Annotated in this window: 20 protein-coding genes; 8 read left to right on the forward strand and 12 right to left on the reverse strand. The window is 69.6% G+C overall.

Going from position 1 to position 25,216, the window contains the following annotated elements; all coding sequences use genetic code 11:
* Positions 1–51: 51 nt before the first annotated feature.
* The 9 genes from QRN44_RS09190 to QRN44_RS09230 form a co-directional block, all read right to left on the reverse strand.
* The gene (locus tag QRN44_RS09190) at positions 52–1,413 is read right to left on the reverse strand and encodes an MFS transporter (protein WP_064294978.1); all 1,362 of its coding nucleotides are present in this window, start codon (positions 1,411–1,413) and stop codon (positions 52–54) included.
* 304 nt (positions 1,414–1,717) lie between these two features.
* The gene (locus tag QRN44_RS09195; RefSeq protein ID WP_285038956.1) at positions 1,718–2,311 is read right to left on the reverse strand and encodes a TetR/AcrR family transcriptional regulator; all 594 of its coding nucleotides are present in this window, start codon (positions 2,309–2,311) and stop codon (positions 1,718–1,720) included.
* A 203-nt stretch (positions 2,312–2,514) separates the two neighbouring features.
* On the reverse strand, positions 2,515–4,023 hold the full coding sequence (gene arfA, locus QRN44_RS09200) for an arabinosylfuranosidase ArfA (protein WP_285038957.1): 1,509 nt from the start codon (positions 4,021–4,023) through the stop codon (positions 2,515–2,517).
* 145 nt (positions 4,024–4,168) lie between these two features.
* A complete protein-coding gene (locus tag QRN44_RS09205; protein ID WP_138945098.1) occupies positions 4,169–5,089 on the reverse strand; it encodes a carbohydrate ABC transporter permease in 921 nt (306 codons plus the stop codon).
* Positions 5,089–6,045 (reverse strand): carbohydrate ABC transporter permease, encoded by a 957-nt coding sequence (locus QRN44_RS09210; RefSeq protein ID WP_159879807.1) that lies wholly within the window; start codon positions 6,043–6,045, stop codon positions 5,089–5,091. Before QRN44_RS09210 ends, QRN44_RS09205 begins: the two co-directional genes overlap by 1 nt.
* A gap of 96 nt (positions 6,046–6,141) precedes the next feature.
* The gene (locus QRN44_RS09215) at positions 6,142–7,479 is read right to left on the reverse strand and encodes an extracellular solute-binding protein (protein ID WP_285038958.1); all 1,338 of its coding nucleotides are present in this window, start codon (positions 7,477–7,479) and stop codon (positions 6,142–6,144) included.
* Positions 7,480–7,609: 130 nt separating this feature from the next.
* Entirely contained in the window at positions 7,610–8,632 is a 1,023-nt protein-coding gene (locus QRN44_RS09220) for a LacI family DNA-binding transcriptional regulator (RefSeq protein ID WP_285038959.1), read from the reverse strand.
* A 43-nt stretch (positions 8,633–8,675) separates the two neighbouring features.
* On the reverse strand, positions 8,676–9,728 hold the full coding sequence (locus tag QRN44_RS09225) for a LacI family DNA-binding transcriptional regulator (protein WP_285038960.1): 1,053 nt from the start codon (positions 9,726–9,728) through the stop codon (positions 8,676–8,678).
* Positions 9,729–9,987: 259 nt separating this feature from the next.
* Positions 9,988–10,773: a phosphatase PAP2 family protein gene (locus tag QRN44_RS09230; protein ID WP_285038961.1), complete on the reverse strand. Its 786-nt coding sequence runs from the start codon at positions 10,771–10,773 to the stop codon at positions 9,988–9,990.
* Positions 10,774–10,935: 162 nt separating this feature from the next.
* On the opposite strand from QRN44_RS09230, the gene QRN44_RS09235 reads away from it, so the two are divergent.
* Positions 10,936–11,364, forward strand: a complete 429-nt coding sequence (locus tag QRN44_RS09235) for a YchJ family protein (RefSeq protein WP_285038962.1) — start codon at positions 10,936–10,938, stop codon at positions 11,362–11,364.
* A 217-nt stretch (positions 11,365–11,581) separates the two neighbouring features.
* On the opposite strand, the gene QRN44_RS09240 is transcribed toward QRN44_RS09235, so the two are convergent.
* The gene (locus QRN44_RS09240; protein ID WP_231884319.1) at positions 11,582–12,823 is read right to left on the reverse strand and encodes a multidrug effflux MFS transporter; all 1,242 of its coding nucleotides are present in this window, start codon (positions 12,821–12,823) and stop codon (positions 11,582–11,584) included.
* A gap of 331 nt (positions 12,824–13,154) precedes the next feature.
* Between QRN44_RS09240 and QRN44_RS09245 the strand changes: the two genes are divergently transcribed.
* On the forward strand, positions 13,155–15,044 hold the full coding sequence (locus tag QRN44_RS09245; protein WP_285038963.1) for an HSP90 family protein: 1,890 nt from the start codon (positions 13,155–13,157) through the stop codon (positions 15,042–15,044).
* Positions 15,041–17,923 carry a hypothetical protein gene (locus tag QRN44_RS09250; RefSeq protein WP_285038964.1) on the forward strand — a complete coding sequence of 961 codons (2,883 nt, stop codon included), beginning with the start codon at positions 15,041–15,043 and terminating at the stop codon, positions 17,921–17,923. Before QRN44_RS09245 ends, QRN44_RS09250 begins: the two co-directional genes overlap by 4 nt.
* A 55-nt stretch (positions 17,924–17,978) precedes the next feature.
* On the opposite strand, the gene QRN44_RS09255 is transcribed toward QRN44_RS09250, so the two are convergent.
* On the reverse strand, positions 17,979–18,959 hold the full coding sequence (locus QRN44_RS09255) for a cyclase family protein (protein WP_285038965.1): 981 nt from the start codon (positions 18,957–18,959) through the stop codon (positions 17,979–17,981).
* A gap of 225 nt (positions 18,960–19,184) precedes the next feature.
* On the opposite strand from QRN44_RS09255, the gene QRN44_RS09260 reads away from it, so the two are divergent.
* The 5 genes from QRN44_RS09260 to QRN44_RS09280 are packed head-to-tail and all read left to right on the forward strand — an operon-like array spanning position 19,185 to position 24,786.
* Positions 19,185–20,537 (forward strand): extracellular solute-binding protein, encoded by a 1,353-nt coding sequence (locus tag QRN44_RS09260; protein ID WP_285038966.1) that lies wholly within the window; start codon positions 19,185–19,187, stop codon positions 20,535–20,537.
* Positions 20,534–21,445 carry a carbohydrate ABC transporter permease gene (locus QRN44_RS09265; protein WP_285038967.1) on the forward strand — a complete coding sequence of 304 codons (912 nt, stop codon included), beginning with the start codon at positions 20,534–20,536 and terminating at the stop codon, positions 21,443–21,445. The genes QRN44_RS09260 and QRN44_RS09265 overlap by 4 nt, the downstream gene beginning before the upstream one ends.
* The gene (locus QRN44_RS09270) at positions 21,442–22,326 is read left to right on the forward strand and encodes a carbohydrate ABC transporter permease (RefSeq protein WP_285038968.1); all 885 of its coding nucleotides are present in this window, start codon (positions 21,442–21,444) and stop codon (positions 22,324–22,326) included. The genes QRN44_RS09265 and QRN44_RS09270 overlap by 4 nt, the downstream gene beginning before the upstream one ends.
* A complete protein-coding gene (locus QRN44_RS09275; protein WP_285038969.1) occupies positions 22,323–23,639 on the forward strand; it encodes an alpha-L-fucosidase in 1,317 nt (438 codons plus the stop codon). The genes QRN44_RS09270 and QRN44_RS09275 overlap by 4 nt, the downstream gene beginning before the upstream one ends.
* Before the next feature lie 52 nt (positions 23,640–23,691).
* The gene (locus QRN44_RS09280) at positions 23,692–24,786 is read left to right on the forward strand and encodes a hypothetical protein (RefSeq protein WP_285038970.1); all 1,095 of its coding nucleotides are present in this window, start codon (positions 23,692–23,694) and stop codon (positions 24,784–24,786) included.
* A gap of 20 nt (positions 24,787–24,806) precedes the next feature.
* On the opposite strand, the gene QRN44_RS09285 is transcribed toward QRN44_RS09280, so the two are convergent.
* A complete protein-coding gene (locus tag QRN44_RS09285) occupies positions 24,807–25,127 on the reverse strand; it encodes a hypothetical protein (RefSeq protein WP_121293795.1) in 321 nt (106 codons plus the stop codon).
* Between the last annotated feature and the right edge of the window lie 89 nt (positions 25,128–25,216).

Consider the following 25,216-nt stretch of genomic DNA (forward strand, 5'->3'; position numbering starts at 1 on the left):
CTGGTGGTGGAGTGGAGCTGGTGATCGGGGTGCGGGAGGCTGTGACCTGGTTCACCCACGGGTCGCGATCGATCCGGTGATGGTCCCGTCTGCGTTCCGGGTCATGCGGTGTCGGACCGGCAGGATCGTCAGCGCGCCGAGCACGGCGATGACCCCAGCGCCCCAGAACAGGGCCGTGTAGTTGTTGCCGACCGCGCCGAGTCCGAGGAGGAACGCGCCCACCGCGCCGGCGAGCGACTGCGGCAGCGCGTTCGCGATGTTGAGGACGCCGAGGTCCTTCGCCGCGTCGTCGGGGTTCGGCAGGACGTCCACGACGAGGGCGGTGTCGACCGCGACGTACACGCCGTACGCCGCTCCCATGATCGCCTCGACGACGTAGAACATGGGCACCGTCGTGGTGTGGGCGAGCAGGATGAGTCCGACCGCGAACACCGCCGTCGACCCGATGACGAACACCTTGCGGTTGAGCATCCGGTCCGACAGCCAGCCGCCGAGCTTCGCGGTGATGACGAGCGCGATCGTGTAGATCAGCACACCCATGGTCAGGGTGTCGACCGCGCCCTGCTGCGACAGCCCGACCTCCTCCTGTAGGAAGAACAGGCGGAACGCGACGAAGAGGAACGAGGCGAGCGTCAGGAGGAACCGCGAGAGCCAGACCCAGCCGAAGTCGGGGTGCTTGAGCGGGTTCACCCAGAAGGTGAAGAGCAGGCCCTTCCACCCGCCGACGTCCGGACGGGTGGTGATCGCGCGGTCGGGCAGGACGAAGCAGTACAGCCACACGGTGATGAGCGCGAAGACGGCCGGAGCGACGAAGAGCAGCAGCATGTCGGTGACGAACCAGCTGGCCACGAACGCCGCCGCGAGGATGCCGACGTTCTGCATGACGCCGACGTTCGCGGAGACGCTCCCCCGCTGCTCCGGCGGGACCTGGTCGGCGATCGTCGCGAGGAGCGGGCCGAGGATGGCGTTGCCGGTCAGCTGGGCGAGGCACCACCCGGCGATGAGGACCGGGACGTTCGGTGCGAGGGCGACGATGGTGAGCGAGGCGACGAAGCCGATGGCGCCGAGGAACATCCATGGGCGACGGCGACCGAAGCGAGAGAGCGTGAGGTCGGAGAGTCGGCCGATCACCGGGTTCGCGACGAGGGCGAACAGGGCGGCGATGGAGAGGACGTTGCCGTTGACGACCGCCGCCTGATCCCCCGGGACGAGCTGCTGCGTCTTGAGGGCGAGGCTGACGGTGACCGGGGCGAGCAAGGCCACGAACAGACCGAACTGGGCGAGCGCCATGGTGGTGACGACCCGTTTCGATGCCCGTTCCGTCGGTCCCGACGGGCCGGTGACGAGGCTGACGTAGGGGCCGCTCGAGGCACGTTGACCGGTGGGCTTGGGGCGGCGGGGTGGGTTGGACATCCGAGTTCCTCTCAACGCTGAGCTGCGGACCGGCTCTGGCCCGCGGGTGGTGCTGTCCTGGCAGGATCAGGAAACCGATCACTGCACGGCTTTGAGTATAGGCGCGAAACCCGAGTGGTCAATAGGTTTTCAAGAATCCCGTCGGTGTTGCTGCTGCCAGCGCGGTGCGCTGACGCGAGCGCGGCCCAGCCGCGTGAGCGCGGGTCTCCGGAGGGTCGCGCTCACGCGGCCGGGGCGCGCCCACGCCGGTTCCGCAGCGCTCGCGTCACCGCACCGCGCCGGGCCCCACAGACCCGCGCTCGGGTCAGCGCACCGCGCCGGCCTCACCGACGAGGAGCGCCCAGGCGCGCTCGAGGTCACCGGCCATGTCGACGGAGGGGTCGAGCGTCCACTGCACCTGCAGACCGTCGGCGAGGGCGACCATGACACGCGCCACGTGATCAGGGTCGAGGCCCGCAGCGACCCGCCCGGAGGCCTGGCGATCCCGGACGACGTCGGCGATGCTCCGACGCACCGCCGTGACGTGATCGACGAAGAACCCGCGCACCGGGTGCTCCGCATCACCGGCGGCGGCCGCCATGGTCAGGTACAGCTCGACGAGACCCGGGACATCGCTGTTGTGGCGCATGACCGCGACCAGACCCTCGATCGCGTCCTGCGACCCGGCCGCGGCGAACTCCTCGTAGTCGACGGCGTCGCGCTCCCGCAGGATCGCCGCGAACAGGTGCTCCTTGGATTCGAAGTAGTGCATCAGCCCCGGAAGGCTGACGCCGACCTCACGTGCGACCTCGCGGAGCGACGTGCCGCGGTACCCCTCGCGCGCGAACACCGCGAGCGCGACGCGCAGGATCTCCTCCCGACGCGCGACGCCCTTCGCGTAGGAGCCCCGTGCCGTCATGTGCCGATTGTAGGGCCGCACGACGACGGCGGTGCGTGGGATTTCCCCACCCACCGCCGACGCCGATACGTGCACAACGCAGGACGGGTCCGGCGCGCCGCCCCGCGATCGCCGCGAGCGCGGCAGACCCGCCGCGATCGTCCTGCATTACGAACGTCGAGACCCCTGACTCGCAGACCGGAGCCCGCAGCCCGCTTCCCGACTCAGACGCCGAGCGCGACCGCCGTCCACGACACGGGCGGGAGCGTGATCGTGAGGGTGCCGTCGGCGAGCGACGCGCTCTCGTTCGCGACGAGGCCGACGCGCTCGCGGTCGTCGATCGTGTTCTTCGCGTAGACGTCCTCGTCGTGGATGCCGTTCGCCTCGACGATCGAACCGACGCCGAGCGCCGAGACGTCGAGGGTCACCGTGATGGCCTCGTCCTGGTGGCGGTTCACGAGGAACACGGCCGCGGTCCCGGCCTCGGCGTCGTACGTCGCGACCGAGTCGACGAGCGGTGCATCGCCGTGGACCTTCGTGGCGTAGCTGCCGACCTCGATGCGCGGCGAGAGCACGACACCCGACGCAAGCCGGCTGGTGACCGAGAACGGGAAGAACGTCGTCTGCCGCCAGGCGCCACCACCCGGCTCGGTCATGATCGGGGCGATGACGTTCACGAGCTGCGCGAGGCTCGCCGACCCGACGCGGTCGCTGTGCTTGAGGAGCGTCATCAGCAGGTTGCCGAACACGACCGCGTCGGCGACCGAGTAGACGTCCTCGATGAGTCGGGGCGCGTAAGCCCACTCCTCGATCGTGCCCTCGATCGCGTTCCACTCGTCGAGGTACCAGACGTTCCACTCGTCGAACGAGAGCTGGATCTGCTTGTCGGAGTGACGCTTGTGCTGCACGTGGTCGGCGGCCGCGACGACCGTCCGGATGAAGTACTCCATGTTGAGGGACGACGCGAGGAACGACCCGAGGTCGCCGTCGCGCTCCTGGTAGTACGCGTGACAGGAGATGTAGTCCACCGAGTCGAAGCTGTGCTCGAGGACGGTGCGCTCCCAGTCGCCGAAGGTCGGCATCGAGGAGCTCGACGAACCGCAGACGACGAGTTCGAGCTTCGGGTCGACCATCTTCATCGCCGACGCGGTCCGGGCGGCCAGCTTGCCGTAATCGTCGGCCGACATCGCGCCGACCTGCCACGGCCCGTCCATCTCGTTGCCGAGACACCACATGCTGATGCCGTAGGGCTCGGGTGCGCCGTTCGCGATCCGCTGGTCGGACAGCGCCGTGCCGCTCGGGTGGTTCGTGTACTCGAGGAGGTCGAGCGCTTCGAGCACCCCGCGCGTACCGAGGTTGACGGCCATCATCATCTCGCTGCCGGTGAGCTTGCACCACTTGGCGAACTCGTCGACGCCGACCTGGTTGGTCTCGAGCGAGTGCCAGGCCAGGTCGCGGCGCACGGGACGGTTCTCGCGCGGCCCGACGCCGTCCTCCCAGCGGTAGCCGGAGACGAAGTTGCCGCCGGGGTAGCGGATGGTGCTCGTGCCGAGCTCCGTGACGAGGTCCACCACATCGCCGCGGAAGCCGTCGGCATCGGCGGTGGGGTGGCCGGGCTCGTAGATGCCGTCGTAGACGCAGCGGCCCAGGTGCTCCACGAACGAGCCGAAGATCCGGCGGTTGACGGGGGCGACCGTGACGTTCGGGTCGATGGCGATGCGTGCGGTGGTCATGACGGGAGGTGTCCTTCGTTCGGGCCGGAGTCGGCCGTGGCGTGCAGTGCTGGTCGTTCGTGCGTTGCGTGGGCGGTCGTGGTGTCGATGATGTCGCGGAGTTCCCGGTCGGGGCGACGCCGCGGCGGCGCGTCTGTGGAGCGGCTCACTTCACGCTGCCGAGGGAGAGCCCGCCCTGCCAGTACCGCTGCAGGGAGAGGAAGGCGATGATGAGCGGCACGATCGAGATGAACGCCCCGGTGACGATGAGGTTCCACACCTGCTCGCCGCCGGCACCCGCGTTCGACAGCGCCGTCCAGTTGTTCAGTCCGACCGTCACGGGAAGCAGGTTCGGGTCGCTGAGCACCGCCAGCGGCAGGAAGAAGTTGTTCCACGTGCCGACGATCGAGAGCAGCAGCACCGTCACGATCGCCGGTCGCAGCAGCGGGAGGGCGACCTGGAAGAACGTCCGCAGCTCCCCTGCGCCGTCGACCCGCGCGGCATCGAGGATCTCGTCCGGGATGGCGTCCTGGGTGTAGATGCGCATGAGGTAGACGCCGAACGGGCTGAGCAGCGACGGGAGGATCACGGCCCAGATCGTGTTGACGAGGCCGACCTGGCTGAGCAGGACGAAGGTCGGGATGACCAGGGCCGTGAGCGGGACCATGACCGCACCGAGCAGCAGGTTGAAGAACAGCGAGCGACCACGGAACCGGTACTTCGCGAAGCCGTATCCGGCGAGCACCGCGAGGACCGTGGCACCGATCCCGCCCGAGAACGCGTACAGGAAGGAGTTCCCGAGCCAGCGCCAGTAGATCCCGCCCTGGTGGGTGGAGAGCTCGGCGACGTTGTCGAAGAAGTTGAACTCACCGTCGAACCAGAGCGGCCCGCCGGAGCCGGTGAAGAGCCCGGAGGTGTCCTTCGTGGCCGCGACGATCAACCACCACAGCGGGAGGATGAAGTAGATGACGAGAGCGAGGAGGAAGAGGTGCGAGCCGACGCGTCGGCCGCCGGTACGGGCCTCGGGACCCTGACGTCGTCGTCCGGCCTTCGGGTTGACGGCCGGGATGGCGGTGGTGGCGCTCATCATTTGAGTCCGCTCTGCTTGCGCGTGAGGAAGAGGAAGACGTACGAGCCGATGAACACGATGATCCCGAGCGCGAAGGAGATCGCGGAGGCGTAGTTGAACTGGCTGTACGAGAAGGCGAGGGAGTACGCGTACATGTTCGGTGTGTACGAGATGGGGATGGCGCCCTGGGCGACCCCGCGCAGCACCTGCGGTTCGGTGAAGAACTGCAGCGTGCCGATCATGGCGAAGATGAGCACCATCACCATCGACGAGGAGATCATCGGCACCTTGATGCGGAGCGCGGTCTGGAACGCGTTCGCGCCGTCGATGCGGGCGGCCTCGTAGATGGACGGGTCGATCCCGCGGAGCGCCGCGTAGATGATGATCATGTAGTACCCCGACCACTGCCAGGTCACGATGTTGACGAGGCTGCCGAAGATGCTGCTCTGGTCGAGGAAGGACGGCGCCGTGGCCCCGAACAGTGCGAAGACGTCGGTCGCCGGACCGAAGCGGGGGCTGTAGAGGAAGCCCCACATCAGCGCGCCGATGACCACCGGGATGGCGTACGGGACGAAGATCATGAGCCGCGAGAACTTCGACAGGACGGTCGCCAGGTTGTCGAGCACGAGGGCTGCGACGAGCGCTACGAGCATCTGTGCGGGGATCATGACGAGTGCGAACATCGCCACCCGTGCGAGCCCACTGAGGAAGATCGGGTCGGTGAAGGCCTTCGCGTAGTTCGCGAGGCCCGTGAACTCGGTACCGGTCGCGAGGGTGGAGGTCTGGAGGCTCATCCAGAACGCGTAGCAGAGCGGGAAGATGAGGAACGCCGCGAAGACCACGGCGAAGGGGGCGACGAAGAGCCAGCCCCAGCGTTGCCGCCGCCGGTCGATCGCGCCGATGCCGCCTCGTCGCGGACGGACGATCCTGGCGGCCGACGCGGCGGTGGAGGCCGATCCGGTGGTGAGTGCCATGATGCTGCTTTCGAGTCGTGGGGACCACCGGGGCGGCGACTGCGCCGCCCCGGTGATGGAGGACGTGCGGGGCGACGTCGCGGCCGCCCCCGCGGGCTACTTCGAGGTGAAGCCCTGCTCGGTGGCGTACTTCTCGAGGCTCGCCTGGAGGTCGTCGAGCGCCTCGTCGGCGGTCTTCTCCCCCTGGACCATCGCGTACTGCTGCTCGGTCAACTGGTCGAACGCGTAGTTCTGGAACGGACTGAACGTGAAGCCGCTGTAGCCGGCCGCAGCGGCGAGGAAGACGTCCTTGTTGATCTGCTGACCACCGAAGAACGGGTACTCGAGGTTCGTGAAGTAGTCGGACTCCAGGATCGGCTTGTACGTCGGGAAGAGCGCGCCCTGCTCGATGCCGATCTTCCACGCCTCGTCGGTGCCGAAGATGTCCTTCGCGACCTCTGCGGCGAGTTTCTTGTCCTTCGCCTGCTCGGTCACGGCGAAGGTGGAACCGCCCCAATTCACCTGGACGGGGTTCGCCGCGTCCCACTGCGGGAGCGGGGCGGCGCGCCACACGGCGGAGTCGTCGGCATCGGAGAGGCCCTGCAGGTATCCCGGGCCCCACGCGGCCGCGAGGTAGACGGCGTACGTGCCGTCGACGAGGCTCGTGTTGTAGTCGGCGGTGAAGGCGTCGTCGGTGGTGACGAGTCCCTCCTTCACGAGGCCGTCCCAGTAGTTGAGGACCCGCTTGGACGCGTCGTCGTTCACGTCGATCGACACCTCGGTGGGCTTCGTCTTGTCGTACTCGAACGGCTTGGAGCCGGCCTGCGCGAACAACGCCTGGTTGAAGGCCCGGCCGTTCGTCGGGAAGTTGGCGAGGACACCCGTGCCGGCGTCCTTCAGCTGCTTCGCGGCGGCGGCGAACTCGTCCCAGGTGGTCGGGACGGCGATGCCGGCCTTGTCGAACAGGTCCTGGCGGTAGAGCATGCCCATCGGGCCGCTGTCGACCGGGATCGCGTACACCGAATCACCGCTCGTGACGTCGTTCCAGGCGCCATCGGTGTACTTGTCCTTGACCTCGTTCGCGCCGAACTCGCCGATGTCGACGAGCGCCTTGCGGATCGTGAAGCTGGAGATGACCTCGGACTCGAGCATGATGACGTCGGGTGCGCCGGACTTCGCCTCGATGGCGGTGGAGAACTTCGTGTACTCGTCGTTGCCCTGGCCGGCGTTCGTCCAGCAGACCTGGACGTCGTCGTGCGTCTCGTTGAAGAGGTCGACGACCTGCTCGAAGGCGGGGAACCAAGCCCAGACGGTGACCTGCGGCACGTCCTTCTTGGTGATGGTGTTGGTGCAGGAGGCTTCGCCGCCTCCGCTTGCGCCACCGGTGGAGCATCCGGTGAGGGCCATCGCTGCGACGGCGACCGTGCCGACTGCTGCGAGAACTCGTGACTTCATGTGGGTGCTGTCCTCTCGGAGATGGAACTTCGTTGTCATCGTGCCGGGTTTTACAACGTTGAAGGTAAACGTTGTAAAAGCATGATGCCGGGTGGTTCCAACGATGTCAAGGACGAATCGAAGTGGTGGATCAGACGGCTGGGAGCGCGGTGGACTCCCGCTGGACGAGCTCGAAGTCAGCGAGCACGAGGCGCGGCGGGAAGGACTCGTCGCGCCGCTCGATGCGCTCCAGCAGCAGATCCACGGCCGTCTCGGCGATCTGGTCGCGCCCCGGCGCGATCGTCGACAGCGATGGCAGGGAGTACCGCCCCTCGTCGATGTCGTCGAAGCCGATGATCGCCACCTGCTCCGGCATGCGGATGCCACGCTCACTCAGCACGCGCATCGCGCCGAGGGCGAGCGCGTCGTTGAAGGCGACGATTCCGTCGAACTGCACCCCCTCGTCGAGCATCGTGCGCATCGCGACCGCGCCGTCCAGGCGATGCCAGATCTCGACCTCCCGCACGAGGGACTCGTCGTACGGCAGATCAGCGGCGTCGAGCGCTTCGCGGTAGCCGACGAGGCGCAGTCCGGCCGAACCGATCTCCTCCCCCGGGTGTGCGCCGAACGCCACGATCCGTCGGCGCCCCGAAGCGATCAGGTGCTCTGTCGCCGCCCGGACACCCTCAGTGTTCTGCATGGTGACGTGGTCGTTCGGAGCATTGAAGATCCGCTCGCCGAGGAGGACCATCGGTGTGCGCACCTCGGCGAGGATGTCGACGTCCTCCTCCCCCAGCTCGAGCGCCGAATACAGGATGCCGTCGACGAGTTGCGTCCGCGGACCACGGACGAGCGCCGCCTCGCGCTCGCGGTCGCCGCCGGTCTGCTCGATGAGCACGTACAGACCACGCTGCGCGGCGGCGTGCATGACGGCGTCGGCGAGTTCGGCGAAGTAGGAGTTCCGGAGGTCGGGGATGATCAGGCTGATGACGCCGGAACGACCGGAGCGGAGCCCGCGTGCGGAGAGGTTGGGGCGGTAGCCGAGTTCGGCGATGGCGGCGAGCACCCGCTCCTTCGTCGCCTGCTTGATGTGGGGGTAGTCGTTGACGACGTTCGAGACTGTCTTGGCGGACACCCCGGCGAGCTTCGCCACGTCGTGCAGGGTGGTCGCCATGATCCTCCTCGGCGGCGGCATGCCCGGCCGCCCTGTACGCACTCTACAACGTTGAAGGAGCGTCCCTGGGTCCGGGCTCGTGAGCGGTGACGGAGCCGGTGGACTCCCGCGGTACGACGCGGTATCCGCTGACGATCGCCCGCGGTTCCTCCGGCTGCCCGGGCGCGGCGATCCGCTCGATCAGCAGCTCGACGGCGCGCTCGGCGATCTCCTCCCGGCCGATGTCGACCGTGGACAGGGTCGGGAGGGCGTAGCGCGTCTCGTCCAAATCGTCGAAGCCGATGATCGCGACGTCGTCGGGGATGCGGAGACCGGCGTCCTGGAGGACGCGCATGGCGCCGAGGGCCATCGCATCGTTGAAGGCGACCACGCCGTCGAACGGCAGGCCTGCGGCGATGACCTCGCGCATCGCGTTCGCCCCGTCGCTGCGGTGCCAGCTGACGACCGTGCTGACGTAGGCGGGATCGGCGGGGATACCGGCGGCTTCGAGCGCCTCCCGATACCCCTGGAGGCGGAGGGCGGCCGGCCCCAGGGTGTCGTGCGGGTCGGTGCCGAGTGCGACGATGCGGCGGCGACCCTGCGCGAGCAGGTGTTCGGTCGCCGCGCGGGCGCCGTCGACGTTGGCCATCGTCACGTGGTCGCGGTCGCCGTCGAACAGTTGCTCACCGAGGATCACCATGGGGCCCTCCGGGAGGAGTGCACTGTCGTCGCGGTCGAGGCTGAGCGGGCTGTAGAGGATGCCGTCGACCAGCTGCATGCGCGGCCCACGGAGGATCTCGAGCTCGACGTCGCGACCGCCGGCGACCTGCTCGATGAGCACGGAGAGCCCGCGCGCACGCGCCTGACGCATGACCGCGTCGGCGAGCTCCGCGAAGTAGGCGTTGCGGAGGTCGGGGATGATGAGGCTGATCACGCCGGACCGGCCGGAGCGGAGACTCCGGGCCGAGAGGTTGGGGCGGTAGCCGAGTTCGGCGATCGCGCGCTCGACCTTGGAGCGGGTCGCGTCGCTCACGTGCGGGTAGTCGTTGACGACGTTCGAGACGGTCTTGATCGAGACGCCCGCTCGTGCGGCGACGTCGTGCATCGTGATCGACACGCGTCTCCTCCCCCGGCCGGCTCCCGGCTGTCAGCAGACTACCGCTCCGCCGGCACGGGGGGGGGCCGCCAGCGCGGTGCGCTGACGCGAGCGCGGGTCTGTGGCGTGAGCGCGGGCCTCCGGAGGGGCGCGCCCAGGCGGTGGACCCGCGGTCACGCCGATCCAGGCGGTCTGGAGTCAGCGCACCGCGCTGGCGCCAGGACGGAACACGAACGACGAACGTTGGAGGACCGGCATCGAGGGACGGGCCTCCACGCGATCAGCCGTCGGCGAGCGGGACCCGTTTCTTCGGCTCGGTCGACATCCGGTGCAGCAACGGCACGGCGATGATGAGCGCGACACCGGCACCGAGCAGCAGCCCGCCGATCGTGTCGCTCACCCAGTGGGCACCGAGATAGGTGCGCGACAGCATCATCAGCAGCGTGTAGGCGACACCGATCAACCACACCCAGACCCGCGGGAAGATGATCCCGAACGCGACGGCGATGGTCGCCGCGTTCGCACTGTGCCCGGACGGGAACGAACCGAAGTCCGCGTGGACGAGGATGTCCTCGGGCCGCGATCGACCGACGATGTTCTTGATGATCTGCACTGCTCCTGCGCTCAGGGCGGAGACGAGCGCGAAGTACAGGGCGGCCCACGGTCGGCGAAGCAGCAGGAGGACGGCGATCCCGAGCAGCGGCACGACGAAGATCGCGACGACCCCGCCGCCGAGCCAGTTCATGACGAGCGCAGCCTGGACGAGCCACGGCGAACGCTCCTCGAGGACCTCCTGCATCCACTCCTCGTCGAACCCGAACGGGGCGTTCGGACCGCGCTGGAAGAGCAGCACGCCGAGCAGGAGGACGAGGACCACGGCGATGGCGCCGCTGATCAACGGCCACCGACGGGAGACCTTCGCGGCGAGCTTCGGGTCGGGCCGGATCGACGCCGGGTCCGGATCCATCGCGAGCGCACCCGACTCGTCGAGCGCGGGCGAGACCGCCTCGTGCACCTCGGGAGCCGGTGCAGCTGCTGGGTCGTCGTGGTCGTCGGGTGCCGTCATCGTCCCATCATGCCGTGTCGGGTATGTCCCACGCGTGGGCTTGCGCGAGGAGGATGACACGTTGATCGCCGCGCCGATGCGCCACCGGACGAGTGCCGACGGGCAGTGACAACCGACGTCCGGCGAGCACGACCCGCGAGCCTGGCGGGCGATACTGGAGCAGTGACGACCGACGCCCGAACCGCTGCCCTCGCCGACGACGCACGGTGCCCCTGCCTGTCCGGTGAGACGTACGGCGCTTGCTGCGGGCGCCTGCACCGAGGCGAGTCGTCGGCGGCGACCGCGGAGGCGCTCATGCGGTCGCGGTTCTCGGCCTTCGCGGTCGGCGACCCGGAGTACCTGTTGCGCACGTGGCATCCGTCGACCAGGCCGGCATCGCTCGAGTTGGACGGCTCGCTCCGCTGGTACCGGCTCGACATCGTCGCGACCTCCCGCGGTGGGCTGCTCGACACCGAGGGGATGGTCGAGTTCGTCGCGCACCACAAGGTTCCCGGCGTGCGGGGCTCCGCGGGGAGCCAGCACGAACGGAGTCGGTTCTCGAAGGACACCGGCGCGTGGACGTACGTCGACGGCGTGGACCCCTCCGTCTGACCGGGACCCGCCCGCCCGATCCGGCCCCGATGCCGGCGTCAGCGCGGTGCGCCGGCCTGAACCGCCCGGGACCGGCGTCAGCGCGGTGCGGCCACGTGAGCGAGCCCGAACGGGCGCGACCGCGGGCCGCAGCCGTGAGCGCGCCGCTCCGGAGACCCGCGCTCACGCCACAGGTCCGCGCTCACGTCAGCGCACCGCGCTGGCGCAGCCCACCAGGTCAGCCGGCGAGGGCCGGGACCTTCTTCGGCTGCACGATGAACCAGAGCGCACACACCGACACGACCGAGGTCGCGGCCATCACGGCACCCATGGGGATCGCGGTACCGATCCCGAGCACACCGACGATCGGCGAGATGAGCCCCGCGAGACCGAAGTTGAGCGCCCCGAGGAGCGACGCCGCCGTCCCGGCCTCGTGCCCGTGGTTCGCGAGTGCGAGCACCTGCACCGCCGGGAAGCCGAAGCCGCACGACAGGATGAAGAAGAACAGCGGCACCAGCACACCGAACAGCCCGACATCCGCCATCGTCAGCGCGACGATCGTGACCGCCGAGATGAGCTGCACGATGGTCGTGCACGCGAGGATCCACTGCGGCCCGTACCAGCGCATGAGGCGCGACGAGATCTGCACCCCGGCGACGATGCCGAGCGAGTTCACCGCGAACAGGAGACCGTACTCCTGCGCGTCGAAGTCGTAGACCTCCTGGAAGAGGAACGACGAGCTCGAGAGGTAGGCGAACAGGCCCGAGAAGCTCATGCCGCCGATGAGGGCGACACCGACGAACACGCGGTCGCTGAACACCGAGCGGTAGCGGTCGCGGACGGTGCTGTGTCCGGCGTCGCGACGCCGCGCCGGAGGCAGGGTCTCGACGATCCAGAGCGACACCGCGATGACGACGAACAGTCCGTAGGCGGCCAGGAACACGAAGAGGCCGCGCCAGTCGAGGACGAGGAGGAGCTGCGACCCGATGACGGGGGCGGCGATCGGCGCGAGCCCGTTCACGAGTGCGAGTCGCGACAGCATCCGCACGAGCGGCTTCCCGCCGAAGAGGTCGCGGACCATCGCCATCGCGACCACACCACCGGCCGCCGCACCGGCGCCCTGCAGCACGCGGAACACCATGAGCCATCCGATGTCGGGCGCGAACGCGGCGCCGACCGAGGCCGCGATGTGGATGCTCGTCGCGAGGATGAGCGGGAGACGCCTGCCGACCTTGTCGCTCCAGGGCCCCATGAAGAGCTGGCCCACCGCGAAGCCGATCGTGGTCCCGGTGAGGGTGAGCTGGATGAGGCTGACCGGGACGTCGAGGTCCTGTTCGAGGATCGGGAACGCCGGCAGGTAGAGGTCGATGGTGAACGGCCCGAGTGCGGTGAGCGCGCCGAGCACGAGGATGTAGACGAGGCGCTGCCTGCCCGAGAGCGAGTCGCCGGGGTGGACGACGGTGATTCCTGCGGTGTGCACTGGTGAACGGATTCCTAGCGAGGTGCGGGGGGGGTGAGAGGGGTGGTCCGAATCGATGTCGAATCGATTCGAGAATCGGCGTCAAGGCTAGCAGCCGGGGACGCGTTTTCGCGACACCCCAGGACGACCGATCGGCGTCGACCTCGCTCCACAGGCCCTGGGGAGCAGGGTCGTCTCACCGACTCCCAGGCGACCGCCCAGCATCCGTTTCACGACGTTCGCTAGGCTGATCCGGCTGCAGACGAACCGGTCGCGGTCCGTCTGCCTGAAGCCCGATCCACCCCGCACAGACGCCCGATGCAGGCCCCGCAGCCGCCGACGGAAGAGAGCCATGCCAGACCACTCCCGAGCCCCGCTGCCGTTCCAGGTCGACCTCCGCGGAGTCGTCGACCTCCTGAGCCGCCACATCTACTCGGGACCGCGCGTCTACCTCCGCGAGCTCCTGCAGAACGGACGCGACGCCGTCGCAGCCCGTCGCGCCGACGACCCGACGGCGCCTCCCGGCAGACTCCTCATCACCCCGCACGTGCCACCGTCCGGCTCGGAGGCGGGCTCGCCGTTCCGATTCCGCGACGACGGTGTCGGGCTCACCCGCGACGAGGCCGCAGAACTCCTGGCGACGGTCGGCCGCAGCTCCAAGCGCGGCGACCTCGACGAACTCCAGCGCGGCGACTACCTCGGCCGGTTCGGCATCGGTCTGCTGAGCTGCTTCATGGTGGCCGACACCATCACCGTCCGCAGCCGCTCGGCTCGTGGCGGTCCGGCCATCGAGTGGATCGGCGATGCCGACGGTACGTTCACGATCCGAGAACTCGACGACGCCGCGACCGCCGCCATGCCGATCGGCTCCGAGGTCGTCCTCGATCCACGCATCGACGGTCCGATGCACGACGGCAGTCTGCTCGGGCACGGTTCGGTGCTCGGCCTCGCCACGACGTTCGGACGCTTCCTCGACCTCGATGTCGAGGTGGTCGATCCCTCCGCCCCCGACCACCCGGTGCGCATCAACGTCGACCCGGTGTTCCGGACGGCTGAGGCGACGACTCGCGAAGCGCTCCTGGCGTTCGGGGAGGACCTCCTCGGGACGCGCCCGTTCGACGCCGTCGAGATCGTGGTGCCCGGCACCGGCACCCGGGGCACCGCCTTCGTCCTCCCCTCACCGCCTCCGCCGGGCGCCCGGCAGGCGAGCCGCGTCTACCTCGGCGGCATGCTGCTGAGCGAACAGATCGACGACCTGCTGCCCGAGTGGGCGTTCTTCGTCCGCTGCATCGTCGACACGACGGGGCTCCGCCCGACGGCGTCGCGCGAGCAGCTCGTGCAGGACGACGCGTTGGAGTTCACCCGCGAGGCCATCGGAGCAACCCTGCGACGGTGGATCCTCGACCTCGCTCGCCAGCGGCCGCACCGACTCCAGGAGTTCATCGGCGTCCACCAGCTCGGCATCAAGGCGATCGCCGCTCACGACGACGACCTCGCGAGTGCCGTCGTCCGGTGGCTCCCCATCGAGACCTCCGCCGGCACGATGACGATCGAGGAACATCTGTCGCAGACCGGCGTCATCCGGTACACGGCATCCCGCGACGAGTTCCGTCAGATCGCCGCGGTCGTCGATCCGGCCTCTCCGATCGTCAACGGCGGGTACGTGTACGACCAGGAGATCCTGGAGCGGCTGCCCCACCTGATCGACGGCGTGCGGGTCGAACGGGTGACGGTGGCCGACGAGCTCGACAACCTCGAGCCGCCCCATTTGGACGACCTCGCCGCGACGACGGCACTCGAGGACCGCGCCAGTCGTGTGCTCGCCGAGGTGGAGTGCCGCGTCTCGGTCCGCCGGTACCGGCCGGACGACCTCGCCGCGCTGTACGTCGCCGACCCGTCCGTGCTCCGCCGGCTCGAGCGGCACCGGGCCGCCTCGGTCGCACCGGGTATCTGGTCGCAGGTCGTCGGGGCCGTCGACTCCTTCCTCGCCGACGCCGGCCCGGGAGGTGCTGAGGCCGACACCGCCGCCCGGCTCTGCCTCAACTGGAACGCGGCGCTCGTCCGCCGCCTGGCGACCCTCGACGACGACCTCGTGTTCGAGCGCAGCATCCAACTGCTCTACGTCCAGGCGCTCCTCGCCGGGCACCGCCCCCTCGAAGCGCGCGACCGCCGCATGCTCGACGCAGCCATGACCGACCTGATCGGCCTCAGTGTCGGTCTCGACGACAAGGAACTCCGATGACCGACACCACCGCCACCCCCGTGAACGACATCGATCCCGACGCGAGCGTCCAGGACCTCCTCGAGGAGGCCGACACCCTGCCGTGTGGTCCCGCCGAGCGAGCCCTGCTCGACGAGGCGCTCCGGCGAGCCGAGGCCGCCGGCGACGAGGAGGCCGCGTACGCCACCCGCATGCGGTTGACCCAGTCGGCGCACATGACGGGCGACACCGACGCCATGTTCAGCTCCTTCGGCTGGTGCGTCGGCAAGCACGACGCAGACCCGGAGCGCTTCCCGATCACGGTCGACGGCTGCGATCTGCTGTTCCAGTACAAGTGGATGGCCGGCCGGTTGTCGACGAACCCGACCTTCTCGCTCGCGCAGATCGAGGCCATGCACGAGGACATGCGCGCGCGGTACGCGGCAGCGGGCGCCACGATGAGCGGCGTGGTGCAGTCGCAGTTCCACATCGCGACGGTGACCGGTCGCCTCGACGAGGCCGCCGCATTCCTGGAACGCCGCTCGACCATCGAGGACGACCAGTACAGCCACTGCGAAGCGTGCGTGCGGAACGAGGACGCCTGGTTCCACCAGCTCCGCGGGCACGACGACGACGCGATCCGGATCTACGACGAGATGTTCGAGAACCGCATGAGCTGTGGTGAGGAACCGGAGACGAGCGAGGCACAGGCGCTCCTCCCCTACCTCCGCGCCGGCCGGTTCGACGACGCCAAGGCGGCGCACCAGCGCAGCTACCGGGTCGCCCGTTCCAACGCCGACGGATTCGGCATCATCGCCGACCACCTCGTGTTCTGCGCCGTCACGGGCAACGAGGCGCGCGGCCTGGCGATGCTCGAACGCCACCTGCCGACCCTCGTCAACGACCCCATCAACCTGTCCGGGCACGCCGACGGGCTCATCGCGGTCGGCGTCCTCCTGGACGCCGTCGCCCGAGCCGGTCACGGTGATCTGCCCGTCCGCGGTGCCGACGCCCCCGACCTCGCCCGGTACCTCGGCACCGAGTCGACCGACGCCGCCGACTGGACCGTCACCGCGGTCGCGGCTCGCGCCTGGGCGGCCGCCGAGCACCTGACCCGTGCCTTCGACGAACGCAACGGCAACGGCTTCCGTACCGAGCGACTCGAGGCCGCGCGCGCACTCGCGACGGAGCACTGGGACCTCCCGCTGTCGGTCGAGGGGTTCGCAGCCCCCGTCGCCGAGCCGGAGCCGGCGACCACGGCCGCCGAGTGGCGTGAACGGACCTCCGCGCTCCTGCAGAGCGCCGATCCGTGGGCTGCGATCGTCGCCGCGGAGCAGGGCCTCGCGCTCCTGGCGGACGACGCGGATCCCGACGAGAACCTCCGCGCCGGACTCCTGGGCGCGATCGCGCAGGCTGCGGTCATCGAGGGTGACGACGATCGCGCTGGGGCGGCCTGGACCGACCGCGGTACGGCGCTCCGTGCAGCAGGACGCATCGAGGTCGCCGACGTCGAGGCCCGCTTCGGCGTGGCCCTGCTCGGCACGGCGACCGAGGACCGGCTCACCCTCCTGCTCGCCGAGCTGGACGACGCCCGTCTCGTCCCCGTCGACGCGGACCGGCTCATCCACACGCTCGTCGTCACGGCGCGCCATGCGTTCGAGCTCGCGGGAGCGCAGACCGAGCAGGAGTCCGCGGAACGGTTCATGGGGATCGCCGACCGGCTCGCGGGTGAGGCCGTGCTCGCCGCCGCGGTCGACGATCCGGGCGAGGCAGGCCCGCCGGCCCGCCTCCTGCACGCGCACCTCTTCGCCGTGACCGGCCGGATCGAGGAGGCGGCAGAGCTCCTCGACCCGCTCCTCGAGCCCGGGCAGCGGGCGTCGGTCCGCCTCCCGGCATTGACGCTCCGCACCCGGATGCTCGGCGGGGCAGGGGCCTTCGCCGAGGGGGTCGCGCTCGCCGACGAGCTCGTCGCGCTCCAGACCCTCCTCGGCAACCGGCTCGGCATCATCCAGGCGTGCACCCTCTCCGCAGCCCTCCTGAGCGACGCCGACCGCGATCGCGAGGCCGCGGCTCGCATGCAGCTCGCGATCACCCACGCGAAGCGGGCGGAGTACGCCGACCTCGACTCGCTGACGCTCCAACTCGCGCGGTACCTCCAGTTCGCGGGCGATGCCGCCACGGCGCTCGAGCACTACGACGAGGTCTACCAAGCGAAGCGTGAGCACGCCGCGCCGGGTGAGCTCGCGGATCTGCTCGCCAACATGGGTGAGGCCGCGCGCATGATCGGTGAACACGGCATGGCGTACGGCGTGTGGCGCGCCGCGATCGACGACGCCGCGTCCGTCGGGAACGACCAAGTGGTCATCCGCACCGGCTTCGGGTTGAGCACGCTCCTCATCCAGTTCGAGGACGACGACGCGATCGAGGTCATCGACCAGGCACTCGCCGCCGCTCGGCGCCTGGGCGACCCGCAGCTCCTCATCCAGGCGCTCCAGCGCGCGGCGAGCGCACGGGCGGCCTTCGGCGACGACACCGGGCTGCCGCTCTACTCGGAGGCTCGTGACATCGCCTCGGCGCACGAGGCGGCGTGGCTCGTGGCCGACATCACCGATTCGGAGGCCCGCTCGCTCGGAGCGCTCGGACGCGCCGACGAAGCGACGGCGACGGCTCGGCTCGCCGCTGCGGGGTTCGTGGCCGCCGGTGACGAGAACGGGGCGGCGGTGGCCGAGGTGTTCGCGGCGAGGTCCCGGGTCGCCGTCGACGACCACGCCGGTGCCGTCGACCTGTTCCGTTCGGCTCGCGGACGCCTCCCTGCAGGCTCGCCCGACTGGACGACGGTCACGGCCGAGCTCGCGGACGCGTACGAGCGATTGGAGCAGCACACCGATGCGGCACTGCTCCGGGCCGAGATCGAGGAGTGATCGGGACCGTCCTCAGCGCGCCGACGGCACCGCGAGGACGGTCTTCGGACCGCGCCTAGGGCAGTCGCGCGAAGGCGCGGACGGGGAAGGTCGCGAAGTCCTCGACGAGCGGTGGCGTCGCGGTGAAGGCGGCGCCGCTCGCGGGGAGCTGCTCGAGGCCGGTGAGGTGCTCGACCACCTGGATCCCGGCTTCGAGGAGCAGCGAGTGGGCGGGACGTGCGCCACCGGATCCCGGCTCGGTGTCGTCGATGTTGATGGAGTCGATGCCGACCAGCACCACGCCCTGCTCGACGAGGTACCGCACCCCGTCCTCGGCGAGGTAGGGAGCGTCCTTCGTGTACGCCTCGGTCGCGAAGTGGCGGTCCCACCCGGTGTGCAGGAGGACGGCGGTCCCGCGCAGCTCGCGGTCGAGGAAGACGTTCGCGCCGATGCCGCGTTCCGTCGAGTCCTGGAGGTGGAACACCTCGGCCGGGAGGTCGACGAGCTGCTCGAGCGGCAGGCTCGCGAGGTCGCCGCCGCCGGCGTAGCGGTGGTACGGGCTGTCGAGGTAGGTGCCGGTGTTGCCGACCATCTCGATGATGTCCATCGCGAACTCGGTGCCCTCGGCGTACTTCGGGCGAGAGTCCTCACGGGTGAGAAACGGACGGATCACGGGCTCCGGCAACCCCGGGTAGGTGCGGAGGCCGGCACGGATCGGGTGGCTGAGTTCGACGAGCGCGCCCTCCGGACGGGGGCGCACGGCGTCCGCAGCCGCTGTGGTGTCGGGGATCTCGAGCCCGGCCGCCGCAGCCGCCGCCAGGATCCCGCGGGAGCCCTTGTGCTGCTCGCGCACGATCTCCAGCTTGGTGATGCGGATCTCGCCGACCATCGCGAGACCGAGGTGCGTGACGAGCAGCCGACCGACCTCCTGCTGCTGCGCCTTCCCCTTCGCCTGCGCGACGGCGGGCGGCAGGTCGAGGCGGAAGTCCTCGACGGCGAGACCGCCGCCGTTCAGGAAGCTGACGGTGGCATCGAGGACGGCGCGTTGTTCGGTCATGCCCTCATTCTGACGGGTGCCGCGAACCCTGCCGAGGGATTCCCGGCCATGGGCCACCGATATCCGGCCACGACCGTGCGGTTCCGTCGACTGGACGGCTGAGTGCACTCCACAAACAGCCCTCATGAGGCTTTTGTACACAGGGCTTGCATATCACATATCTCATGCCTATCCTCGATATGCAAGGACGGCTGACGAACCCGTCCGCGGACGAGGAGAGCCCCCATGAAGCACCAACGAACCCTGTCGATCGCCGCTGCAGCCGCCACGCTGGTCGCGCTCTCCGCGTGCACGGGCGACGCCGGGGGCGAGCGTGTCGGCCGCTGCACGATCGCCGACGAATTCGCCGCTGGCACGCCGGTCGACGCGACGCCGTCCGGCGAGATCACCTTCCAGACCACCGCGCTGAAGGCCTCGTTCTCCGAGTACTTCACCGAGCTCATCGAGGACTTCGAGGCCGCCTACCCCGGCACGACCGTCATCTGGGAGGACGACCCTGGCGACGGCAGCTTCGCCACTCGGCTCGTCGCGGACGCGCAGGCGTGCTCGCTGGCGGACGTCGTGAACATGCCGCTCGCCACTGCCGGCGGGCTCCGCGAACAGGGCTTCCTCGCCGACCTCGACGCCGCGTCACCGGGCATCGGCGCCGACTTCATCCCGAGCCTGTGGGACAGCCTGGTCCTCCCCGGTGACGACCACCACTACGTACTCCCCTGGTACTGGGGCCTCATCGGCCTCCAGACGTACAACACCGAGCTCATGCAGCGCGCCGGGCTCGACCCGGAACAGCCGCCGACCACCTTCGAGGAACTCTTCGACGCGGCCGATCAGGTCGCCGAACGGTCGAACGGCGAGTTCAGTGCCTTCTCCGCGAGTCTCGGTCTGCGACTCCCGCTCGAGTGGCAGCTGCAGGAGGCCGAGGTCATCGCCGACGACGGTTCGGCGTTCGTCTTCGCCGACGATCCGGCTGTGCAGGAGTGGACCGAGCGCATGACGCGACTCGCGCTGGCCGGCGGCATCCCGAAGGACTCGATCGCGTCCGACGACGAGCCCACCGCCCTGTTCACCCAGGGCGCGACCGTCTGGGGGTCACCGAACGCCTCCTCGCTCCGATACGTGCAGGAGGGCAACCCGGGCGTGTACGAGCACGTGGGCGTCTCGTCCCTCCTCGACCGCCGCGGCACGGCGATCGCCGAGGTGCAGACCATCGGTGTCCCGAGCACGAGCACCAACCCGGCCACCGCCATCGCGTTCGCGCGGTTCCTCCTCGCCGCCGAGCAGCAGAACCGCTTCATCAGCGACCCGCGCATCCAGAACTTCCCGAGCACCACCGAGTCGCTCGGCATCCCGAAGCTCACGGACATCACCGGCACCGCACCCATCGACGAGGCGAACCGTCTCGCCGTCGAGCTCGCCGACGAAGCGGAGATCGTCACCATCGTGCAGTGGAGCGACGCGGTCGCGAACGCGGTCAACGCCGAGCTCCAGCTGGCGCTCACCGGGAGGAAGGCGCCGCGTGAGGCGCTCCAGGCCGCCCAGGACGCGGCCAACCGGGTCATCGGAGCCGATGCTCGATGACGACCGCGATCCACCTCAACGGGGCGGCGCGCTACCGACCGCCCTGGGTGCCGCTGCTGTGGTGCGCACCCGCGCTGCTCATGATCACCATCTGGAGCGTCGGGCCCTTCGTCGGGACCATCGCGCTGTCGTTCACCGACACCTCCCCGCTCGGCATGGGTGGAGCCTTCGTCGGCCTCGACAACTACCGCTCGATCCTGCAGGATCCCGCGTTCTGGTCCGCGACGGGCAACAGCGTGCTGTACGCGGTCATCGCCGTCCCGTTGCTGGTCGTCCTCCCGTTGCTGCTCGCGCAGCTCGTCCACACCCGGCTCCCCGGGATGGGGTTCTTCCGCTCCGCCTACGCGGCTCCGATCGTGGCGTCCGTCGTCGCGGTCGGGCTGGTCTGGCAGAACCTCCTCGGTGAACAGGGGCCCGTGAACACGGTGCTCCAACGGGTCGGTCTCATCCAGCAGGCGGTGCCGTTCCTCTCCGAGGGGTCGCTCATCCTGCTCAGCGCCATCGCCCTCACGGTGTGGCGTGGGCTCGGGTGGTATCTGATCTTCTACCTGGCGGCGCTCTCCAACATCCCCCGTGAGCTGTACGAGGCGGCGGAACTCGACGGCGCCGGCCCGACACGACGGTTCCTCACCATCACGGTGCCGGGCACCCGCCTCACGATGCTCCTCGTCGGGCTCCTCGCCGGCATCGGGTCGCTCCGCGTGTTCAGCGAGGTCTACCTGCTCGGCGGCGCCACCGGTGGCCCGGGAGGCGAAGCGCGGACACTCCCGTTCTTCATCCGCGACGCAGCGCTCGACCCGCTCTCCGGCAACGCGGGCTACGGCGCGGCCGCGAGCGTGGCGCTCTTCACGCTCACCGCCGTGTTCGCCGTGCTGGCTCAGCGCTTCGGCGGGGAGCGGGACGCATGATCGCGCACATCGGGCAGCCACCCGCGCGACCACTCCTGCGGCGTCGGCGTCGGCGTCGGCGCTGGTCGAGGACGACACCGGTGCGGTACGCGCTCCTGCTCCTCGTGCTGCTCATCTCCGTCGGCCCGCTGCTGTGGCAGTTCCTGTCGTCGCTCAAGGGCTCAGGCGAAGCACTCTTCGGGCGCGACACCACCCTGTTCCCCCAGTCGCCGACGCTCGACGCCTACGTCACGATCTTCCGGCAGATCCCCATGGACGCCTACCTGACGAACAGCGCGATCGTCTGCGCGCTCACCATCGCCTCCCAGGTGGTGCTGCCGACCGCAGCCGGCTACATGCTCTCCCGACGCGGCTGGCACGGCCGGCGGGTCACCTTCACCGTGCTGATCGTGTCGATGGTCGTGCCCTTCGAGTCGATCATGGTGTCGCTCTTCCTCATGACCCAGGAGCTCGGCCTGCTCGACACCCTCGTCGGCGCATGGCTACCCGGTGCTGTCTCCGCGATGAACGTCCTCATCATGCGGGCCGCGTTCACGGCGGTGCCCGACGAGATCGAGGACGCCGCCTTCCTCGACGGAGCCTCGGAGTGGCAGCGGTTCACCGCCCTCTTCCTGCCGTCGTCCATCGGCGCGATGCTCGTCGTCGTCGTCAACTCCTTCATCACCGCATGGGACGACTTCCTCTGGCCGCTCCTCGTCCTGCGGAGCGAGTCGTCGTTCACCGTCTCGCTCGGACTCGCACGACTCTCGGCGTCGTCGTTCGGGTTCGACCCCAGGGTCGTGATGGCCGGATCCATCATCGCCGTCGTCCCGGTCCTCGTGGTGTTCATCGTGCTGCAACGATGGTTCCACCGAGGCGTCGCAGCAGGAGGAGTCAAGTGAGTCACCAGTCGCACCACCGCCAGCACCGTCCCGTCCCGACCGAGGGCCAGTTGCGCTGGCAACAGGACGGCTTCGGCGTGTTCTTCCACTTCGGCGTCAACACCTTCGCCGGCAAGGAGTGGAGCGACGGCACCCTGCCCGCCTCGAGCTTCGATCCAGGCGACCTCGATGTACGGCAGTGGGTGCGCGTGGCGGCCTCGATCGGCGCCCGATACGTCATCCTCACCGCGAAGCATCACGACGGGTTCTGTCTCTGGCCGACCGCGACGACCGACTACAGCGTCGCATCCTCTCCGTGGCGGGACGGCCACGGCGACATCGTGGCCGAGCTTGCAGCGGCCTGTCGCGAGGCGGGCCTCGGACTGGGGCTGTACCTCTCGCCGTGGGATCGCCACGCTCCCGAGTACGCCGACGAGGCGCGCTACGCCGAGGTGTACGCCCGGCAGCTCACCGAACTGTGCACGAACTACGGCGAGCTCGTCGAGCTGTGGTTCGACGGCGCCGGGTCCGAGGGGTACACCTACGACTGGCCCGGCATCACCGCCATCATCGAACGACTCCAGCCGCAGGCGATGGTGTTCAACATGGGCGCCCCGACGATCCGCTGGGTGGGCAACGAGAACGGTCTTGCCGAAGACCCGGTGCGGTACGTCGTCGACCACACCGACTTCAGCAACTACACGGTCGTCACCAGCCGGTTCGAGGAGGCCCTCTACCTGCCGCCCGAGTGCGACGTCTCGATCCGCCGCGGCTGGTTCTGGCACCCGGACGACGAGCCGAAGTCGGTCGATCATCTGCTCGCGATCTTCTACCGGTCCGTCGGGCTCGGAGCGAACCTGCTCCTCAATCTCCCACCAGACAGCCGCGGGCTCCTCCCCGACGCCGATGTGGAACGCGTGACCGCCTGGGCCGCGGAGCGCGACCGACGCTTCGCACAGCCGATCCCGGGAACGCTGACCACCGACGGGTCGACGGTCACCGTCACGTTCGCGGAGCAGGTCACCATCGATCACCTCCGGCTACACGAGGACCTCGCAGCCGGACAGCTCGTCGACCGCCACGAGGTCCGGACAGCGGACGGCCGCACGCTCGTCGAAGCCGGTTCCGTCGGCGTCTCGAGGGTGCATGTGTTCGAACCGGTCACGACCGACCGGCTGACGATCGAGCTCGTCCCCGACGTCACCGACGAGGCGGGCCACCCCGAGGAAACGCCGAACCCGACGCTTCTGGCGGTCGCCGCGTTCCACACTGGCACGAGCACCGTCCCCGAGCTGCCGGTCGGCTACGAGGCCCCGACGGACGCCCCCGACTGAGCGGGCCGCACCTGATCGGGCCACGCCCCGACGCGGAACTAGGCTGGTGAACGTGCAGGCACTCCCCGAACCACTCGACACGAGTGCGCTCACCCGCCCGCTTCCCCGTCGCGAGGTTCGAGAGCAATGGCGAGCCTTCGTCGCCGAACAGCCCGACGCCCTCGACCGCATCGGGCGGGCGCGCCGGATCACGACCACGATCGGCACGGTGGGCGGACTGCTGAGCATCCCGCTCTTCACGCTGATCGGCGTCCTGGCGCTCGCACAACACGGCGCGGATGCTGCACGAATCGCCTTCGGATTGGGAACGCTCGCGCTGGCCATGGTCACCGTCGCCGTGATCCTCGTCCGGACGACGGTCAGGGTCTGGTCACGCAGGACCATGCGACGCACGCACCTCCGTCTCGTCGCCTTCGCCGAGGCGAACGGATTCGACTACCTGGTCGGCCCCGTTGCGGCGCCGCGCGACATGCCCTGGCGGAACCGCGGTGCACTGAACCTTCACCGCGTCCTCCGAAGCCGCCAACCGCGCGGCATCGAGATCACGAATTACGAGATCACCGGAAACCGGAAGAACCTCGCGGCCCCCTTCGGCGGCTACTGCGCGCTCCGGATACCGATCGCCCTGCCGCACCTGGTGCTCCGCGCGCAGGACGGCCGACGCCGCGGCATGAGCGCCGCGAGCGCCCCGGTGGGCACTCAGCGACTGGAGCTCGAGGGCGATTTCGACCGACACTTCCACCTCTACTGCCCGATCGGCTACGAGGCGGACGCGCTCTACCTGTTCACGCCCGACGTGATGGCGCGCCTCCTCGACCACGTGCGCGGCTTCGACGTCGAGATCGTCGACGACTGGCTCCTCCTCGTGACCACCGACGACCTCGTCACGACGAAGGTCCACGATTGGCAGGACATCGCCGCCGCTGTCGACGCCGTGGACGACCGTGTCGAGCGCTGGGCCCGGTGGCGCGAGACCCGGGGCGACCGACGGAGCACCGAGACGGTCGCACCGGCGCCCGACGCGATGGTCGGCCGCGTCAGCACTCGCGGCCGACGCCTCAAGCTCCGTATGAGTACCGACGACATCCTCATGTGGAGCGCGCTGGCGCTCTTCGCTGTCGGCGCCGTCGTCGGGCTCCTCCCCTAGCCCGTCCGGACGGGTACGGGTCAGTCGCCGTACTCGTCGAGGAAGGTGTCCGACTCGGCATCGAGCGCACATCCCTCGGCGGCGGCCTCGGTCGGGGTACGGTCGCCGGCGTCGACGATGCTGCTCGCCCGCTCCGCGATGCACCGTTCCATCGCCCGCTCGGCGGCCGCCGGGTCGGCGGCGGTGAACCCGCCCGTCGCTGCGACGATCGCGAGGACCGCTCCGACACCGGCGACGAGGACGGTCCCACCGATCGCGAGCTTCCATCCGAGCCTCGTCGGCTCGGCCGACCCCTGGTCGCCCGGTTCGTGCTGCTCCGTCCGCGTGAACACATCCGTCATCGGTCGACCCCCGTCGTTCAGTGCGCCACCCCCGGCGCGTCGCCCCAGGCTAGCAAGCGCCGTCGTCGCACCGCACGATCGACGACAGC

Origin of the sequence: Plantibacter sp. lyk4-40-MEA-4 (assembly GCF_030209415.1) — a bacterium.
Classification (GTDB): domain Bacteria; phylum Actinomycetota; class Actinomycetes; order Actinomycetales; family Microbacteriaceae; genus Plantibacter; species Plantibacter flavus_A.

Coding starts and splice junctions, on each gene's coding strand:
- QRN44_RS09190 (WP_064294978.1), bottom strand. CDS start 1,413: ATGTCCAACCCACCCCGCCGCCCCAAGCCCACCGGTCAACGTGCCTCG.
- QRN44_RS09195 (WP_285038956.1), bottom strand. CDS start 2,311: ATGACGGCACGGGGCTCCTACGCGAAGGGCGTCGCGCGTCGGGAGGAG.
- arfA (WP_285038957.1), bottom strand. CDS start 4,023: ATGACCACCGCACGCATCGCCATCGACCCGAACGTCACGGTCGCCCCC.
- QRN44_RS09205 (WP_138945098.1), bottom strand. CDS start 5,089: ATGAGCGCCACCACCGCCATCCCGGCCGTCAACCCGAAGGCCGGACGA.
- QRN44_RS09210 (WP_159879807.1), bottom strand. CDS start 6,045: ATGGCACTCACCACCGGATCGGCCTCCACCGCCGCGTCGGCCGCCAGG.
- QRN44_RS09215 (WP_285038958.1), bottom strand. CDS start 7,479: ATGAAGTCACGAGTTCTCGCAGCAGTCGGCACGGTCGCCGTCGCAGCG.
- QRN44_RS09220 (WP_285038959.1), bottom strand. CDS start 8,632: ATGGCGACCACCCTGCACGACGTGGCGAAGCTCGCCGGGGTGTCCGCC.
- QRN44_RS09230 (WP_285038961.1), bottom strand. CDS start 10,773: ATGACGGCACCCGACGACCACGACGACCCAGCAGCTGCACCGGCTCCC.
- QRN44_RS09245 (WP_285038963.1), top strand. CDS start 13,155: ATGCCAGACCACTCCCGAGCCCCGCTGCCGTTCCAGGTCGACCTCCGC.
- QRN44_RS09250 (WP_285038964.1), top strand. CDS start 15,041: ATGACCGACACCACCGCCACCCCCGTGAACGACATCGATCCCGACGCG.
- QRN44_RS09255 (WP_285038965.1), bottom strand. CDS start 18,959: ATGACCGAACAACGCGCCGTCCTCGATGCCACCGTCAGCTTCCTGAAC.
- QRN44_RS09260 (WP_285038966.1), top strand. CDS start 19,185: ATGAAGCACCAACGAACCCTGTCGATCGCCGCTGCAGCCGCCACGCTG.
- QRN44_RS09265 (WP_285038967.1), top strand. CDS start 20,534: ATGACGACCGCGATCCACCTCAACGGGGCGGCGCGCTACCGACCGCCC.
- QRN44_RS09270 (WP_285038968.1), top strand. CDS start 21,442: ATGATCGCGCACATCGGGCAGCCACCCGCGCGACCACTCCTGCGGCGT.
- QRN44_RS09285 (WP_121293795.1), bottom strand. CDS start 25,127: ATGACGGATGTGTTCACGCGGACGGAGCAGCACGAACCGGGCGACCAG.